Source organism: Burkholderia catarinensis, assembly GCF_001883705.2.
Classification (GTDB): Bacteria; Pseudomonadota; Gammaproteobacteria; order Burkholderiales; family Burkholderiaceae; genus Burkholderia; species Burkholderia catarinensis.
Window position 1 is genome coordinate 176,302 of record NZ_MDEQ02000011.1, and the last position, 15,208, is coordinate 191,509.

At 68.8% G+C, this 15,208-nt stretch carries 15 protein-coding genes; 3 read left to right on the forward strand and 12 right to left on the reverse strand.

All coding sequences use genetic code 11. The features are described from left to right. Positions 1-51: 51 nt before the first annotated feature. The 3 genes from thiL to BFF94_RS19540 are packed head-to-tail and all read left to right on the forward strand — an operon-like array spanning position 52 to position 2,117. Positions 52-1,050: a thiamine-phosphate kinase gene (thiL, locus tag BFF94_RS19530; protein WP_219139688.1), complete on the forward strand. Its 999-nt coding sequence runs from the start codon at positions 52-54 to the stop codon at positions 1,048-1,050. Next, on the forward strand, positions 1,040-1,585 hold the full coding sequence (locus tag BFF94_RS19535) for a phosphatidylglycerophosphatase A family protein (RefSeq protein ID WP_219139689.1): 546 nt from the start codon (positions 1,040-1,042) through the stop codon (positions 1,583-1,585). Before thiL ends, BFF94_RS19535 begins: the two co-directional genes overlap by 11 nt. A 31-nt stretch (positions 1,586-1,616) precedes the next feature. Beyond that, positions 1,617-2,117 (forward strand): CinA family protein, encoded by a 501-nt coding sequence (locus BFF94_RS19540; protein WP_111015333.1) that lies wholly within the window; start codon positions 1,617-1,619, stop codon positions 2,115-2,117. A gap of 318 nt (positions 2,118-2,435) precedes the next feature. On the opposite strand, the gene pyrF is transcribed toward BFF94_RS19540, so the two are convergent. From pyrF to BFF94_RS19600, 12 genes are all read right to left on the reverse strand, one after another. Continuing rightward, the gene (gene pyrF, locus BFF94_RS19545; RefSeq protein ID WP_128843770.1) at positions 2,436-3,263 is read right to left on the reverse strand and encodes an orotidine-5'-phosphate decarboxylase; all 828 of its coding nucleotides are present in this window, start codon (positions 3,261-3,263) and stop codon (positions 2,436-2,438) included. A gap of 39 nt (positions 3,264-3,302) precedes the next feature. Continuing rightward, entirely contained in the window at positions 3,303-4,364 is a 1,062-nt protein-coding gene (locus BFF94_RS19550) for an aldose 1-epimerase (protein WP_219139690.1), read from the reverse strand. A gap of 50 nt (positions 4,365-4,414) precedes the next feature. After that, complete coding sequence (locus BFF94_RS19555) at positions 4,415-5,239, reverse strand: SDR family NAD(P)-dependent oxidoreductase (protein ID WP_128843769.1); 825 nt, start codon at positions 5,237-5,239, stop codon at positions 4,415-4,417. A gap of 29 nt (positions 5,240-5,268) precedes the next feature. Further along, positions 5,269-6,285 carry an L-arabinose ABC transporter permease AraH gene (araH, locus tag BFF94_RS19560; RefSeq protein ID WP_128843768.1) on the reverse strand — a complete coding sequence of 339 codons (1,017 nt, stop codon included), beginning with the start codon at positions 6,283-6,285 and terminating at the stop codon, positions 5,269-5,271. Between the two features lie 76 nt (positions 6,286-6,361). Then, positions 6,362-7,873: an L-arabinose ABC transporter ATP-binding protein AraG gene (gene araG / locus BFF94_RS19565; protein ID WP_128843767.1), complete on the reverse strand. Its 1,512-nt coding sequence runs from the start codon at positions 7,871-7,873 to the stop codon at positions 6,362-6,364. 70 nt (positions 7,874-7,943) lie between these two features. Further along, entirely contained in the window at positions 7,944-8,939 is a 996-nt protein-coding gene (locus BFF94_RS19570; RefSeq protein WP_128843766.1) for an arabinose ABC transporter substrate-binding protein, read from the reverse strand. A gap of 102 nt (positions 8,940-9,041) precedes the next feature. Then, positions 9,042-9,821 carry an SDR family oxidoreductase gene (locus BFF94_RS19575; protein WP_128843771.1) on the reverse strand — a complete coding sequence of 260 codons (780 nt, stop codon included), beginning with the start codon at positions 9,819-9,821 and terminating at the stop codon, positions 9,042-9,044. After that, positions 9,821-10,498, reverse strand: coding sequence for a 2-dehydro-3-deoxy-6-phosphogalactonate aldolase (locus tag BFF94_RS19580; RefSeq protein WP_219139691.1), 678 nt, complete (start codon positions 10,496-10,498; stop codon positions 9,821-9,823). The genes BFF94_RS19575 and BFF94_RS19580 overlap by 1 nt, the downstream gene beginning before the upstream one ends. A 23-nt stretch (positions 10,499-10,521) precedes the next feature. Further along, positions 10,522-11,547, reverse strand: coding sequence for a 2-dehydro-3-deoxygalactonokinase (locus BFF94_RS19585; RefSeq protein WP_219139692.1), 1,026 nt, complete (start codon positions 11,545-11,547; stop codon positions 10,522-10,524). After that, positions 11,544-12,443, reverse strand: coding sequence for an IclR family transcriptional regulator (locus tag BFF94_RS19590; protein WP_128848126.1), 900 nt, complete (start codon positions 12,441-12,443; stop codon positions 11,544-11,546). Before BFF94_RS19590 ends, BFF94_RS19585 begins: the two co-directional genes overlap by 4 nt. 350 nt (positions 12,444-12,793) lie before the next feature. Next, positions 12,794-13,192: an EF-hand domain-containing protein gene (locus BFF94_RS19595; protein ID WP_219139693.1), complete on the reverse strand. Its 399-nt coding sequence runs from the start codon at positions 13,190-13,192 to the stop codon at positions 12,794-12,796. A gap of 82 nt (positions 13,193-13,274) precedes the next feature. Continuing rightward, a complete protein-coding gene (locus BFF94_RS19600) occupies positions 13,275-14,885 on the reverse strand; it encodes a S10 family peptidase (RefSeq protein WP_128847574.1) in 1,611 nt (536 codons plus the stop codon). Positions 14,886-15,208: the final 323 nt, after the last annotated feature.

Consider the following 15,208-nt stretch of genomic DNA (forward strand, 5'->3'; position numbering starts at 1 on the left):
CCGTTCGCCTCGTACAATGCCGTTCCCTCAATCGTTTCGGATCCATCCGCCGTGCCAGCCGCCCTCTCCGAGTTTTCGCTGATCGAACGCTTCTTCACGCGCCGCGCCGCGCAGGGCGCGCGCACGTCGACGCTCGGCATCGGCGACGATTGCGCACTGATCACGCCCCGCCCCGGGAAATTGCTGGCCATTTCGACGGACATGCTGGTGGAAGGCCGCCACTTCTTCCCCGACGTCGCGCCCGGCGCGCTCGGCCACAAGACGCTCGCGGTCAACCTGTCCGACCTCGCGGCGATGGGCGCCGAGCCGCGCGCGTTCACGCTCGCATGCGCGCTGCCGCGCGCCGACGCGGCGTGGCTCGAGGCGTTCAGCAACGGGCTGTTCGCGCTCGCCGACCGGTTCGGCTGCGAGCTGATCGGCGGCGACACGACGAGCGGGCCGCTGAACCTGTGCGTGACCGTATTCGGCGACGTCGCGCCCGACGCGGCGCTGCGGCGCGATGCCGCGCGCGACGGCGACGACGTCTGGGTGTCCGGCACGCTCGGCGACGCGCGCGCCGGCCTCGGCGTCGCCCGCGGCGAATGGGCGGCCGGCACGAACGAAGCGACCGCGTTCCGGCACGCGCTCGAGCGGCCCGAACCGCGCATCGCGCTCGGCCTGGCGCTCGCGGGCGTCGCGCACGCGGCGCTCGACATCTCGGACGGCCTCGCCGGCGACCTTCAGCACATCCTGACGCGCTCGAACGTGCGCGCCGAAATCGACGCCGACGCGGTACCGCGCTCGGCCGCGCTCGCGACGCTGCCGCCCGACGTGCAGCGCCGCTGCACGCTGGCGGGCGGCGACGACTACGAACTGTGCTTCACCGCGCCGGCTGCGGCCCGCGCGGCGGTCGAAGCGGCCGGCGCAACGGCCGGCGTGCCGGTCACGCGAATCGGTACAATACGCGCGTTGTCCGCGCCGTCGGCGCAGCCCGCGATCGCGTGGCGCGATGCCGCCGGCGCGCCCCTGGCTCTCACGTTGCACGGCTTCGACCACTTCCATGCAGACTGACCCGACGCCCGCGCACGCCGCGGCCGAGCCCGGCGCCGCGCCGAACACGCCGAAGCGCGCGACCGCGCGCTTCATGCTGTCGCATCCGGCGCATCTCGTGTCGCTCGGCTTCGGCAGCGGGCTCTCGCCGATCATGCCCGGCACGTTCGGCTCGCTGTTCGGCTGGCTGACGTTCGTCGTGCTCAGCCGCTACCTGACGGTGCCCGAATGGTGGGCGCTGATCGCCGTCGGCTTGGCGGCGGGCACGTGGATCACCGGTTTCACCGCGAGGAAGATGGGCACGTCCGATCCGGGTGCCGTCGTCTGGGACGAGATCGTCGCGATCTGGCTCGTGATGCTGTTCGTCACGCCGGCGACCTTCGTCGGCCAGTTGTGGGCGTTCGTCGCGTTCCGCTTCTTCGACATGCTCAAGCCGCCTCCGATCCGCTATTTCGAGCGCCGCCTGAAAGGCGGGCTCGGCATCATGGCCGACGACCTGGTCGCCGCATTCATGACGCTGCTCGTGATCGCCCTGTGGCGCTCCGTCGTCAGCTGACCGATTTCCCGACTCCCGTTTCCCGACGCGCATGCCAACCGATTCCGTCGTCCACCAGCTTGCGATCCGCGCAGGCAACAAGCTGCGTGACGAGCACCTGACGCTCGCCACCGCCGAATCCTGCACCGGCGGCATGATCGCCGCGGCGATCACCGACATCTCGGGCAGCAGCCAGTGGTTCGAGCGCGGCTTCGTCACGTACTCGAACCAGGCCAAGATCGAGATGATCGGCGTGCCGCCCGACCTGATCGACAAGCACGGCGCTGTCAGCGAGCCCGTCGCGCGCGCGATGGCCGAAGGCGCGCTGCGCAACAGCCGCGCGCAGGTCGCGCTGTCCGTCACGGGCATCGCGGGCCCGGCGGGCGGCAGCGAGAAGAAGCCGGTCGGCACCGTGTCGTTCGGCTGGAGCAACCGGCTGCATACCGACGTCGAGACGCTCGTGTTCAAGGGCGACCGCGAACAGATCCGCACGCAGGCGGCCGTGCATGCGCTGCGCGGGCTCCTGAAGCTGCTCGACGAGCGCGAGCGCTGAACGAGCGTCGATTCGCGGGCGCCCGCGGCGCCCTCGCATGCACAACGACGCGGCGAACGCGCTCAGAAGACGGCGGGGCAGTTTGGGCATGGCGTCGCTCCCTTTCTTGACATTCTGGTGACGGATCGATGACAAGCAGCATCGCGCGATTGCCGTGCGGGCATGCGGCGCGGAAGCGACGGGAAGTTGTTATTGCGCGCCAGTGCGGCGGCAATGAATGCAGGGGAAACAGCGGCAACGCGGAGAAAGCGGCACGGGCCCACGGGTGCGGGCCTGCCGGCACCGGCCGCCTGCGCGGGCGGCCGGTGCGATCAGCGATCAGCGATACGCGTTGATCGTATCGCGGGTCTTTTGCGCGGCGAGCGCCGCGGCTTCGGCGAAATCCTCGCCCTTGCTCGCGTACAGGATCGCGCGCGACGAGTTGATCATCATGCCCGTCGAGTCGGCCGTGCGGCCCGCGTTGACGGTCGCCTGCACGTCGCCGCCCTGTGCGCCGATGCCGGGGATCAGGAGCGGCATGTCGCCGACGATCCCGCGCACGATCTCGATTTCGTTCGGGAACGTCGCGCCGACCACGAGGCCGAGCTGGCCGTTCTTCGCGTTCCACTTGTTCGCCGCGAGATCCGCGACGACCTGGTACAGCGGGCGACCGTTCGTTTCGAGGAACTGCAGGTCGGAGCCGCCCGGGTTCGACGTGCGGCACAGCACGATCACGCCCTTGCCTTCGTGCTCGAAGTACGGCTCGACCGAGTCGTAGCCCATGTACGGGTTCACCGTGACGGCGTCCGCGCGATAGCGCTCGAACGCTTCACGCGCGTACTGCTCGGCCGTGCTGCCGATGTCGCCGCGCTTCGCGTCGAGGATCACGGGCAGGCCCGGATGCTGGAGGTGGATGTGCGCGATCAGCCGCTCGAGCTGGTCTTCCGCGCGATGTGCGGCGAAATAGGCGATCTGCGGCTTGAACGCGCTCGCGTATTCCGCGGTGGCGTCGACGATCTGCCGGCAGAATTCGAAGATCGCGTCGGGCTGGCCGTCGAACTGCACGGGAAAGCGCGACGGCTCGGGATCGAGGCCGACGCACAGCAGCGAATTCGTACGCTGCCACGCGGCGCGCAGCGATTCAATGAAAGTAAGCGGGGAAGACATGGCGGGTACTCGCGGCAAACCGTTGGTAGACCGCGTATTTTACCCGCGTCGCCGGCGTCCCTCGCGTGTCGCGGCATTGCCGCGCGCATCGGCGCGCTCGACGGTGAACGCGAAACGCCGCGTGAGCCGCTCGCCTGGCGCGAGCAGCGTCATTCCGTGCGCGGTCGCGCCGCCCGGCAGGTTCACCGCATTGATCGGATGATCGACCGGCTCGAAGCAGAAGAAATCCTCGCCGGGCGGCGTATAGAGCACGTACGCGTCGGTGTCGGCCGCGACGGTCAGCGAAAGCCCGCGGCGCGGCCAGCTCACCGCCGCATGGCCGCCCCAGCCGGTGAATGCATGATTGACGAGCGTGGCCGGCAGCGGATACGCGACGCCGAACTGCCAGGCCGGCGGCACGCTCACGTGCCGCACCGGCAGGAAATCGGCGCCCGACAGCCACAGCCCGCCGGCCGCCGCGGCCAGCTCGGTCGCGGCATCGCGCACGAGGAACGGATGCACGCCGAGCCCGAACGGCAGCCGGGCGCGCCCGGCGTTCTCGATCGTCAGCGCGATCGACAGCGTCGCCCCGTCGAGTTCGAACGACTGGATCGCGCGGAACGCATACGGCGCGCCGCCGGTGCGATCGAGCGACAGCTGCAGCGACATGTCGGTCGCATCGTCCACCTGCCACGGCGCGAGCCAGCCGTCACCGTGAATCGGCAACGGCTCGTCGCGACGGTTGCGCGGCACCGCGACGCTGCGCCCGTCGCATTCGAAGCGCCCGTCGCCGATCCGGTTCGAGTAAGGCAGCAGCGGATAGCACGCGAGCTCGTTCGGGTCCGTCGCCGTCTCCGGGTGCTCGCAGCGGCGGAACACCGGCATCAGCGCGCCGTTGTCGCCGCGCCAGTCGAAGCGCGCGATGCCGCCGCCCAGGTGCGGCAGCACATCGAGCCGCAGCGACGTGTTCGACAGCGTGACGGCCGCCGCATGCGCGGCGCCGATGCCCTGCGCGAAGGCAGCCGTCTGCGGGCCGGGGCTGACCGGCTGCGCGGCGGCGGCCAGGCGCGCGCGGCGCGACTGGCTGGTGGACGACGATGCTTGCGAGGACGTGGCGGTCATGATGAGCTCCTTTCCTTCGTCGAAGAAACGATGCAGGTCGGTGCGAACGGTCAGGCCCAGCCGCCGTCGACGATCACGTCCTGCGCGGTGATCATCCGGCTGTCGTCGGCTGCGAGGAACAGCGCCATCCGTGCGAGATCGGCGGGCAGCAGTTCGGCGTCGATGCACTGGCCGGCCTTGATCGTCGCGCGGCCCGCGTCGTCGAGCCACAGCCGGCGCTGCTTGTCGGTCATCACCCAACCGGGCACCAGCGAATTCACGCGGATGCCGAACGGGCCGAGGTCGCGCGCGAGGCCGCGCGTCAGGCCCTGCACGGCCGCCTTCGCCATCACGTAGACGGGGTAGCCGCCGTTCTTCAGCATCCAGCTGATCGAGCCGAGATTGATGATCGCGCCGCCGCCCTGCTGCTTCATGTCGTCGATCACCGCCTGCGCGGCGAAGAACTGGTGGCGCAGGTTCACCGCGATGCCGGCGTCGAACGATTCGGGCGTCACGTCGCCGATCGCATGGCGCGCGTCGTTCGCCGCGTTGTTCACGAGCACCGCGATCGCGCCGATCCGTGCGCGGATCGCGTCGATCGCATGGCGCAGCGCGTCGATATCGGTCAGGTCGCACTGGATGAACAGCGGCGCATGACGCACGTTCGGCACGTGCGCGAGGCTTTCCGCCAGCGCGGCGCCGGCGTCCGCGTCGAGGTCGACGAACGCGACGCGCGCGCCCTGCTGCGCGAAGTGCTCGACGAACGACGCGCCGATGCCGGTCGCGCCGCCCGTGATCAGCACCGCGCGATCCTCGAGGCTCGGGTAGCGCGCATAGCGCGCATGGCTCGCATGGCTCACGGCGTGCGGGTCGTGCGCGGAAGGGTCGATGGTCATGCGGTTCGTCTCCGTGGAAGCAGATCGGGTCAGTCGCGTACGCCGCGGTTCTTCAGCTGGTCGAGCAGCACGGCCGCGAGCAGGATCGCGCCGCGCACGAGGTACTGATAGAACGCGTCGATGTTCATCAGGTTCATCACGTTCTCGACGGTACCCATGATCAGCACGCCGATCACGACGCCCGAGATCGTCGCGCGGCCGCCCATCAGCGACACGCCGCCGAGCACGCACGCGGAGATCACGTTCAGCTCGAAGCCCTGCGCCGCGTTCGGCTGGCCCGACGTGATGCGCGACGCGAGGATCACGCCCGCGAGCGCCGTCACCGCGCCCTGGATCAGGAAGATGGTCACGCGCGTGCGTTCGACGTTGATCCCCGCGAGCCGCGATGCCTCGGGGTTGCCGCCGATCGCGAGCGTGTTGCGGCCGTACACGGTCTGGTTCAGCAGCACGCCGAACGCGATGAAGCACAGCAGCGTGACCCAGATCGGCAGCGACACGCCGAACAGCGACAGCCCGCCGAGCGCGATGAACGTGTCCGACGACACGCCGACCGCCTGCCCCTTCGACACGATGAAGCCGAGCCCGCGCACGATCTCCATCGTCGCGAGCGTCGTGATCAGCGCGTTGATGCGCAGGTACGCGATCACCGCGCCGTTCACGAAACCGATCGCGGCGCCCGCCGCGACCGCCGCGACGATCGCGACGAACGTGTTGTCGGTCGCGTTCAGCACCATCGCGCACAGCACGCCCGAGAACGCGACGGTCGAGCCGATCGACAGGTCGAAGTCGCGCGACGCGAGACAGAACATCATCGTGCACGCGACCATGCCGATCTGCGAGATCGACAGCGCGAGACCGAGCATGTTGTCGATCGAGAAGAAGTGATCGACCGTCAGCGACATCGTCACGAACATCACCGCGAAAATCGCGATCAGGCTGTATTCGGTGAGGTGCTGCCACCATTTCTGGCGGTCGTTCTGCTGCGGTACCAGCGCATCGGCCGACGACTTCACGGCAGCGCTGGCGAGGTTTTCCCTGACTTGCATGATTGTGTCTCCTGCTCCTTCCTGCATCGCGCGGCCCGCGCCGCGCCTGGTCGATTCAATATTGTCGCGCGCCGCGTCAGGCCGCCTCGACGGCGCTCGTTTGCGGCAGCGCGAGGTTCAGCACCGCGTGCTCGTTCGCCTGTTCGCGCGGCAGCTCGCCCGCGATCCGCCCTTCGCGCATCACGACGATGCGGTCGGACACGCCGAGCACTTCCGGCAGCTCCGACGACACCATCACGATCGCGCAGCCGCGCTCCGCGAGCCGGTAGATCACGTCGTAGATCTCGTGCTTCGCGCCAACGTCGATCCCGCGCGTCGGCTCGTCGAGGATCACGACCTTCAGGTCGGGCTCCGCGAGCCAGCGCGACAGGATCGCCTTCTGCTGGTTGCCGCCCGACAGGAAGCGGATCTTCTGGCGCCGGTTCGGCGTCTTGATCTTCAGCCGCTGGATGAAGCGGTCGGCCGTTTCGCTTTCGGCCTTGCGATTGATGAAGAGCCCCGCGCGCAGCGAATGGCGGCGGCAGCTGATGTTGATGTTCTCCGCGACCGACGCGATCGCGATGATTCCTTCCTCCTTGCGATCCTCGGGGCACAGCACGATGCCGTGGCGGATCGCGTCGCCGGTGCGCTTCACGTCGATGCGCGCGCCGTCGAGCGTCAGCACGCCCGCGCGCCGGTGGTCCGCGCCGTACACGAGCCGCATCAGTTCGCTGCGGCCCGCGCCGACCAGCCCGAAGAAGCCGACGATCTCGCCCGCGCGTACCGAGAAGCTCGCGGGTTCGCGCAGCGCCGGGCCGTCGACGCCTTCGGCGGAGAACCGCACGTCGCCGAGCGCGCGCGGCGCGTAATGGTAGATGTCCGAGATCTCGCGCCCGACCATCTCGGCGACGAGCCGTTCGCGCGGCACGTCCTCGAGCGACGCGTGCGACGCGATCTTGCGCCCGTCGCGGAAAATCGTGCACGCATCGCACAGCCGGTAGATCTCGTCCATACGGTGCGAGATGTAGATCAGCGCGCGGCCTTGCGCGCGCAGGTCCTCGACCAGCTTGAACAGCACCTCGGTCTCGCGATGCGACAGCGAGCTCGTCGGTTCGTCGAGCGCGATCACGCGCGCATTGCGCATCAGCGCCTTGCAGATCTCGACCATCTGCCGCTGCGCGATCGACAGCCGTCCGAGCTTCGCGTCGGGATCGAGATCGACGCCCATCGCCGCGAGCCGCTCGCGCACGTAACGCTTCGCCTCGCGCTTTCTCACCCAGCCGAACGCGTTCGGCAGGCGGCCGAGCAGCAGGTTTTCCGCGACCGTCAGGTCGGGCACGTACTGCAGCTCCTGGTGAATCACCGCGATGCCGGCGGCGATCGACGCCGCCGCGCTCGCGAACTGCACCGGCTGGCCGTCGACCAGCACGCTGCCCGCATCGGGCTGGTATTCGCCGCCGAGAATCTTCAGCAGCGTCGACTTGCCCGCGCCGTTCTCGCCCATCAGGCCATGCACCTCGCCCGCGTGCACGTCGAACGAGATGCCGTCGAGTGCGCGCACGCCGGGAAATACCTTGCCGATATTGTCAAAACGCAGTGCCGCTGACACGTCGTCTCCCTACTTCCGAATCGATCGACCGCCGGCCGCCGCCGCATCGCCGCGGCAGCCGACGGGCCGCTTACTTCGATGCGAGCCCCATCTCGTCGCGCACCTTCGACACGTTGTCGCGCGTCGCGAGCATGCCCGTCGTCAGCGTCAGCGGCGGCGGTGCCTTGCCCTGCGTGATCCACGCGTACATCAGGTCCGAGGTTTCCTCGCCGTGACGCTTCGGGCTGATGATCACGGTGCCGTAGAAGCCGGTCGGCTGCGGCTTCTTGAACTCGTTCAGCGCCGAATCGGAACCGCCGATACCGATGCCGATCATGTTGTCGGCCTTGAAGCCGCGCCCTTCGGCCGCGCGCACCGCGCCGAGCACGGCCTCGTCGTTCAGGCCGTACGCGACCCAGTGCTTGAACTGCGGGTTCTTCGTGAGCGCGATGTTCGCCGCGTTGAACGCGTTCTCGGTGTCGGTCTTCGCCTGCGGCGCCGCGATCACGTTCGCCTTCGGAAAGCCGGCGGCCACCAGCGCGTCGGTCGCGCCGCTCGTGCGGTCGTGCGCGGTCGGCAACTGCTCGTAGGTGATGTCGATCGCGCCGACGTCCTTCATGTCCCAGCCGCGCTTCTTGATCTCGGCCGCGATGCCGTCGCCGACCTGCTTGCCGATGTTGTACGCGGAGATCCCCATGTGCGGCACCGCCTCGATCGGCTTGCCCGCGCCGTCGACGAGGCGGTCGTCGACCGTCATCATCTTGAGGTTGTGCGACTTCGCCTTCGCGACGATGCCCGGCCCGAGCTTCACGTCGGGCGTGCAGATGATGAAGCCCTGCGCCTTCTGCGCGGACAGGTTGTCGATCGCGCTCATCACCTTCTCGCCCGACGGCGCGCCGATCTTCACGAGCGCGAAGCCCTTTGCCTTCGCCGCCATTTCGGCGAACTTCCACTCGTCCTGGAACCACGGCTCTTCCGGCTGCTTCACGAGAAAGCCGATCTTGACCGGATCGGCCGCATGCGCAACCGGGCTCCCCATCACCACCGCGGCCGCGGCGGCCAGCGTTACGAACGTTCTGCGTTTCATCTCCAGTGTCTCCTTGTCTTCATCGAACAGGATGCAGCCGCTTGTTGGGTTCGACGCAGCGTGCGCGCGGCCGTCGCACGTGCGGTCTTTCGAATCGTTGCGTCAGTCGTGATACAGCGCCGCGCGCCCGCCGTCGACGGTGATGCACGCGGCATTGATGAACGGCGCCTCGTCCGACGCGAGGAACACGGCCGTCATCGCGACCTCCTCCGGCCGGCCGATCCGTTTCATCGGCTGCAGCGCGAGCGTCTCGGCGCGCGCGGCGGCCGGATCGGGCTGCGCATCCCACCAGTCGCGCGTGAGCTGCGTCTCGATGTAGCCCGGCGCAATCGCGTTCACGCGCACGTTGCGCGCCGCGTATTCGATGCCGAGCGCGCGCGTGAGCCCCAGCACGCCATGCTTCGCGACCGGGTACGGAAAGCAGCCCGGAATAATCCTGAATGCGTGCGTCGACGCGATGTTCACGATGCTGCCGCGACCGCGTTCGACCATGCCCGCCAGCGCCGCGCGGCAGCCGTGCCACACGCCGTCGAGATCGACCGCGAAGCAGCGGCGCCAGTCTTCGTCGGTCATCGTCAGCGGATCGGCGAACACGTTGATGCCCGCGTTGTTCACGAGCACGTCGAGCGGGCCGAATGCCGCCTCGGTCTGCGCAAGCGCATCGCGCACCGCATCCTGCCGCGCGACGTCCGCCTGCAGCGGCAGCACGCGCGCGCCATCGGTGTCGCGCGCAATCGCTGCGGCCGTGTGCTGCGCCTGCGGGAAGTCGAGATCGACGAGCGCGACAGCCGCGCCCTCGCGAGCGAACGCACGGGCGATCGCGGCGCCGATTCCGCGGCCCGCGCCCGTCACCATCGCGACCTTGCCCGCGAGGCGGCCCATCATGCGGCTCCGCCGCGCGCCACGCGCAAGCCGGCCTGGAACGCGCGCGCGTTCGCCGCGGTCGCGTCGGCCGGCTGGCCGGGCCGGTACAGCGCCGAGCCGAGCCCGAAGCCGTTCGCGCCGGCCGCGAGGAACGGCTGCATGTTGTCGGGTGAAATTCCGCCGACCGGGATCAGCGGCACCGCGCGGTCGATCACCGCGCGCCACGCCTTCACGACGGGCACGCCGAGCTGCTCGGCGGGGAACATCTTCAGCACGTCGGCGCCGTTCGCGAGCGCCGAGAACGCTTCGGTCGGCGTCGCGACGCCCGGTGCGCTCGCGAGGCCGCGCTCGCGTGCGCGGCGGATCACGGCCGCATCGCTATGCGGCATCACGATCAGCGCGCCGCCCGCGTCCTGCACGCGATCGACATACTCGGCGCGCAGCACGGTGCCCGCGCCGACGATCGCGTCGTCGGGCAGCGCGCGCCGCAGCGCCGCGATGCTGCCGAACGGATCCGGCGAATTGAGCGGCACCTCGACGATCCGGAAGCCGGCTTCATAAAGCGCACGGCCGTGGTCGGCCGCTTCGGCGGGCGTGATCCCGCGCATGATCGCGATCAGCGGGCACGCATCGAACGCGCGCATCAGCGCGGCGTGGGGGGTGTACGGCGCGGGCAACGTTAGGTCGGACGGCATGACGGGGTTCCTCTGCAAGCGGTTCATTGGTCGGCGAAGACGGGCTCGCCGTCCGCGCGCACGAGCCCGGCGCGCGACGCGATCCGCCACAGGCCGCGCTCGGTCGCATGCGCGACGACCCGCGCGTGCACGTGGCCGAATTCGTGGAGCGCATCGACGTAGCGCGCACACAGGCCGTCGTCGCCGATCAGCAGCAGCGGCTGGTCCGCGAGCGCGATGCCGCGCTCCGCGAGCATCGCGTCGAGCGCGTTGAGCTCATGGCCGATCAGCAGGCCGGACAGATAGTCGCCCTGCGCATCGGGCGCGAGCCGGTCGGTCAGGCCGAGCGTGCGCGTGCTGAAAATCGTCGCGAGCAGCCCCGTGCGCTGCGCGCCGCGCGCGACCGCCACGCCGCGCACGAACGCCACGCGGTCGGGTGACGCGCCCGCGCGCATCGTGCGGCCGAGGATCGTGTGGTCGCGCAGCACCGCGAACAGCTCGCCGGTCATGAAAGTCTGGAAGCGCTCGATCAGCCCGTCCTTTACCCATGCCCATTTCGCATGGGTGCCCGGCAAGCCGATCAGTAGCCCTGAACGATCGGCGCCAAGCATCGGGTCGCTCGCGAGTGCGCCGACTATCTGCGTTTCTTCGCCGCGCATCACGTCGGGCAGTTCGCCCGTCGCGATCACGCCCGGCACGATCGATACCGTTGCGCCGCGCGACGTCGTCACCGTGATGAGACCCGCGACGAGCGCGTCGGCGCCGGCCGGCACCGCGACGTACGGCGCTTCGCGCCAGCCCTGCGCGCTGCCGACCATCCCGGCGGCGAGCACCGGCAGGCCGGGCGTGCGGTCGAGCCAGTCGCCGCACGCTTCCTCGAACACCGCGTCGAACGCGCGCGCGCCGCCGCCCGGCACGTGCATCACGCCCGCCGCACGGCTGCGCGTGTCGATCAGCGCGCCGTGCGCGTCGTACAGATATGCGCGCAGCGACGTCGTGCCCCAGTCGAGCGCGATCAGCGACGGGGTGGCGGAACTGGCATCCGGAACGGGCCGGGTCGAAGTCGTCATCGTTTGATCCTGCGGGTACCCTGCGGCGGGCTCCAGCCCAGTTCCGCGGAAATGGCTCGCGCTTCGCGCTGCACGAGCGGAATCAGTTCGTCCATCCGGTCGTGCGGCATGTACGGAATCGTGCTCGCGACCGACACGGCCGCGACGATCGCGCCCGACGCGTCGCGGATCGGCGCGGCCACGCAGCGGATCGACGCCTCGTTCTCCTCGAGATCGAACGTATAGCCGCCGGCCGCGTAATGGGCCATGCGCTGCAGGAACGCACTGGTCTCGGGCCGGTTGTCGGGCTTGAAATTGACGCCGGCCAGCGCGCGCCGCGCGGCCTCGAACAGCGAGCGCCACAGGTCGGGATCGAGGTCGAGCATCATCGCCTTGCCGATGCCCGTCGACGCGAGCGGCATCCGGTGGCCGACGCGCGAACGCATCTCGAGGCCGCGCGTGCCGGGAATCTTGTCGATGTACAGCACGTCGTCGCCGTCGCGCACGCCGAGATGAATCGTGTCGAGCGTCGCTTCCGCCAGCGCCTCGAGATGCGGCCGCGCCACCGCGGTGAGCGGCATCTGCTCGAGCGCAATCGTGCCGAGTTCGATCAGCTTCGGGCCGAGCAGGTAGCCGCCCTGCACCTGGCGCAGGTAGCGCGCCTGCACGAGGCTGCTGACGAGGCGATGCGTGGTGCTGCGCGTCGTGCCGAGCGCGGCGCCGATCGCGCGCATGTCGCGCGCACCGTTCGCGATCGCCTCGAGGATCGCGAGGCCGCGCAGCAGCGTCTGCGTGCCGGCCTGCTGCGCGGCGAGATCGAGCGGCGTGCTGGTCGCGCCGATGCTGTCGGTCAGCGACACATCGTCCGGCGTCGCGCGCCGGGCGTCGAAGGCAAGGGAGTCGGGCATCTTGGTCATGGGACGGGCTTCTTCAACGGAATCGGTGTAGCCGCTCGCGCGGCGCCGGAACTGCGTCCGGTGCTGCGGCGTGGCGGCGGTCGATGCACCGAGTAAAGCGCCCGGCGAACTTCATGGAAGGTGTCTCCGTGTGCGTCGGGCGCCGCGCGATGCGTGGGTCCGAAGCTGTTGATGTGCTTCGGATTGTAGGAGCGCACGCACTCGTCTCCAATATTTGAATGCGTTGCCCAGATAATGAGAATTCAGCCAGAATCCGCCGCGTGCGCGACGTAACGGGCGCGCCATGTACACGGGGGCGGAACCCGCCATGCCGCAGGTTCCGCCCCCGTTTGCTCACAACGCGCCGCGCTTTACTGCTGGCTCGTGCTGCGTGCCTGCATGTAGCGCTGCACGTCCTCGAACGACACGCGGCCGTTGCCGCCCGCGTCGATCTGCCGGAAGTGGTTCGCGACATAGCCGAGGCCTGCCGCGCGCGCCTGCGACTCCGTGATCGAACCCGTGTTCTGCGTGTCGGCCACGCCGAACTGCCGCGCGAGCTTGCGCACCACTTGCGCATGCAGCGCGGCGCCCGTCGTCTGCGTGCCGGCGGTCGCCTTGCGCGCGGCCGGCGGCACGTACGGATCGCCGAGCTGCGCCTGGCGCGCACGCGCCGGTGCGGCGGCGTCGCTCGCTTGCGCGAACGCGGATACGGAAGCTGCGGCGCCGGCGCATGCGAGCGCCGCGGCAACGACAATTAAACGGTTCTTCATATCAGGCTCCAGTCTGGAATGAGGTCGTCGACGGCCGGCGAGGCGCCACCGGGGGCGCCCGTCGCCGGCCTCGCGCATCGCATCAATGCGCGGCCGCGTTATAGAAGGTCACGAGGTCGGCTTTCTCCTGCGGACGCGACGTATCGTCGAGATAGACCATGTGTCCGCCCTGATAGTCCTTGATCGTCAGGTTCGGTTGCGTTCCCAGCCGCGCGAGGTCGAGCTCGGTCTGGTAGAACGGCGTCGCGATGTCGTGATACCCGTTCAGCGACAGCACCTTCAGCGACGGATTCAGCGTCAGCGCCGCGGCGAGATCGGGAATCGTGTCGGGCATCGCGAGGCCGTCGTGCGTCCAGTCCCACGTATTGATCGCATTGCTGCTCACCGAGTAGGCCGACTGCGCGGTGTACTTCAGCTCGTTCGGCAGGTAGCTGCCGATCGTGTCGGTGAACGGCTTCGTGATGAACGAGCTCGACGGATCGCCGTCCGCCGCGAGCGGGCTCGACACGGGCACGTTCACGCGCGCGTCGTAGCGGCCGATCAGCGTGCCCGGGACCAGCGACAGCTGGAAGCTGTTGTCGAAGAAGGTCGGGACCACGTTGAAGTTCGCATTCCACAGCGACTGCTTCACGCCGGTCGAGTTCGCCATCGTCGTGACGAGATTCGGCGGCGGCGGCGTATGGCTCGCCAGGTACGCGTTCACGGCAGGCGCGTAGCTGCCGGCCGTCAGCAGGCGCATCTGGTCCGCATACTGCGGCATGCTCGACGGGTTCGGATTGTCGAGCTGGTAGTACGCGCCGACGGTGCCGTAGGACGGCACGAAGCCCGCACAGCTCACCGGGCTCGACCCGTTGTTCGAGTTGCCGACATAGTCGCTCGCCATGTCGCAGTTCGTGTTGTAGTTCAGGATCGACGACTGCAGTACGATGCCGTCGAGCTTCACGCCGGCCGTCTCGAGCAGGTTCGCGAGCACGTCCGTGCGCGGCGTGCCGTACGACTCGCCGAACAGGTATTTCGGTGAATTGTTGCGCTGGTTCACGGCCAGGTAGCGCGTCACGAAATCGCGGAATGCGCCGCCGTCCTGGTCGACGCCCCAGAACGTCTGGTTCGTGTTCGGCGCGATCGCTTCGGAGAAGCCGGTGCCGATCGCATCGACGAACACGAGGTCGGTCGTGTCGAGCAGGCTTTCCTGGTTGTCGACGAACGGGAACGTCGACGCGTTCGCGTTCGGGTCGCCCGTCTGGACCCGCCGCGGGCCGAACGAGCCGAGGTGCAGCCACACCGATGCCGAGCCGGGGCCGCCGTTGTACAGGAACGTGACGGGCCGCTTCGCCGCGGGCTGGTTGTCGGCCGTGTAGGCGACGTAGAAGAACGATGCTTCGGGCGCGCCCGTCTGCGGATTGTGCGCGACGAGGTGGCCGGCCGTGGCCGTGTAACGGATCGTCTTGCCGTTCAGCGTGATCTGGTGATGCGTGACGGCCGCCTTTTCGACCGCGGCGGACGCGTCGAGCGACGCGGTCGCGCTCGACGAATAACTGTTGGGATCGTTGTACGCCCTGTCCACCTGGCTGGCGGGATCGGCTGAATTGTCGGCGCTCGCAGCAGCGGACGACGTCACGTCGTCGTTGCAGGCCGTCAGAATCAGCGAAGAAAACACTACCCCCAACAACAGCTTCGCTTTGCTCGCTGGCATCGTTGCGTTCCTTCTCTCGGATGTTTTTTGTGTCGAGCAGCTGGATAAGCCGCCCCCCGCCTCGATTGCGGCCGATAAGCCGAGGCGCTGGCCAATATACGCGAGGCCGTCAGCTTTGAAAAATTTTGAAATATTTGGCTGGCGGCCGGTGCGGCGCACACCTTTCAGGAATGCTTCGATTCGTGAAACGTTGCATTTCACGTGCCTTTCACCGGCTTTCGCGTTTACCCGGAAGGACTAAAAAAGCGCGGATTTCGTGCCATATCGGCAAACAAATTCGCGCGACCGCGGGCATTGCTCAGCAAAGCGAAATAGACGAATTC

Excerpts from the sequence above, each read along its gene's own strand:
- BFF94_RS19535 (WP_219139689.1), top strand. The coding sequence starts at position 1,040 with ATGCAGACTGACCCGACGCCCGCGCACGCCGCGGCCGAGCCCGGCGCC.
- BFF94_RS19540 (WP_111015333.1), top strand. The coding sequence starts at position 1,617 with ATGCCAACCGATTCCGTCGTCCACCAGCTTGCGATCCGCGCAGGCAAC.
- pyrF (WP_128843770.1), bottom strand. The coding sequence starts at position 3,263 with ATGTCTTCCCCGCTTACTTTCATTGAATCGCTGCGCGCCGCGTGGCAG.
- BFF94_RS19550 (WP_219139690.1), bottom strand. The coding sequence starts at position 4,364 with ATGACCGCCACGTCCTCGCAAGCATCGTCGTCCACCAGCCAGTCGCGC.
- BFF94_RS19555 (WP_128843769.1), bottom strand. The coding sequence starts at position 5,239 with ATGACCATCGACCCTTCCGCGCACGACCCGCACGCCGTGAGCCATGCG.
- araH (WP_128843768.1), bottom strand. The coding sequence starts at position 6,285 with ATGCAAGTCAGGGAAAACCTCGCCAGCGCTGCCGTGAAGTCGTCGGCC.
- BFF94_RS19570 (WP_128843766.1), bottom strand. The coding sequence starts at position 8,939 with ATGAAACGCAGAACGTTCGTAACGCTGGCCGCCGCGGCCGCGGTGGTG.
- BFF94_RS19575 (WP_128843771.1), bottom strand. The coding sequence starts at position 9,821 with ATGGGCCGCCTCGCGGGCAAGGTCGCGATGGTGACGGGCGCGGGCCGC.
- BFF94_RS19580 (WP_219139691.1), bottom strand. The coding sequence starts at position 10,498 with ATGCCGTCCGACCTAACGTTGCCCGCGCCGTACACCCCCCACGCCGCG.
- BFF94_RS19585 (WP_219139692.1), bottom strand. The coding sequence starts at position 11,547 with ATGACGACTTCGACCCGGCCCGTTCCGGATGCCAGTTCCGCCACCCCG.
- BFF94_RS19590 (WP_128848126.1), bottom strand. The coding sequence starts at position 12,443 with ATGACCAAGATGCCCGACTCCCTTGCCTTCGACGCCCGGCGCGCGACG.
- BFF94_RS19595 (WP_219139693.1), bottom strand. The coding sequence starts at position 13,192 with ATGAAGAACCGTTTAATTGTCGTTGCCGCGGCGCTCGCATGCGCCGGC.
- BFF94_RS19600 (WP_128847574.1), bottom strand. The coding sequence starts at position 14,885 with ATGCCAGCGAGCAAAGCGAAGCTGTTGTTGGGGGTAGTGTTTTCTTCG.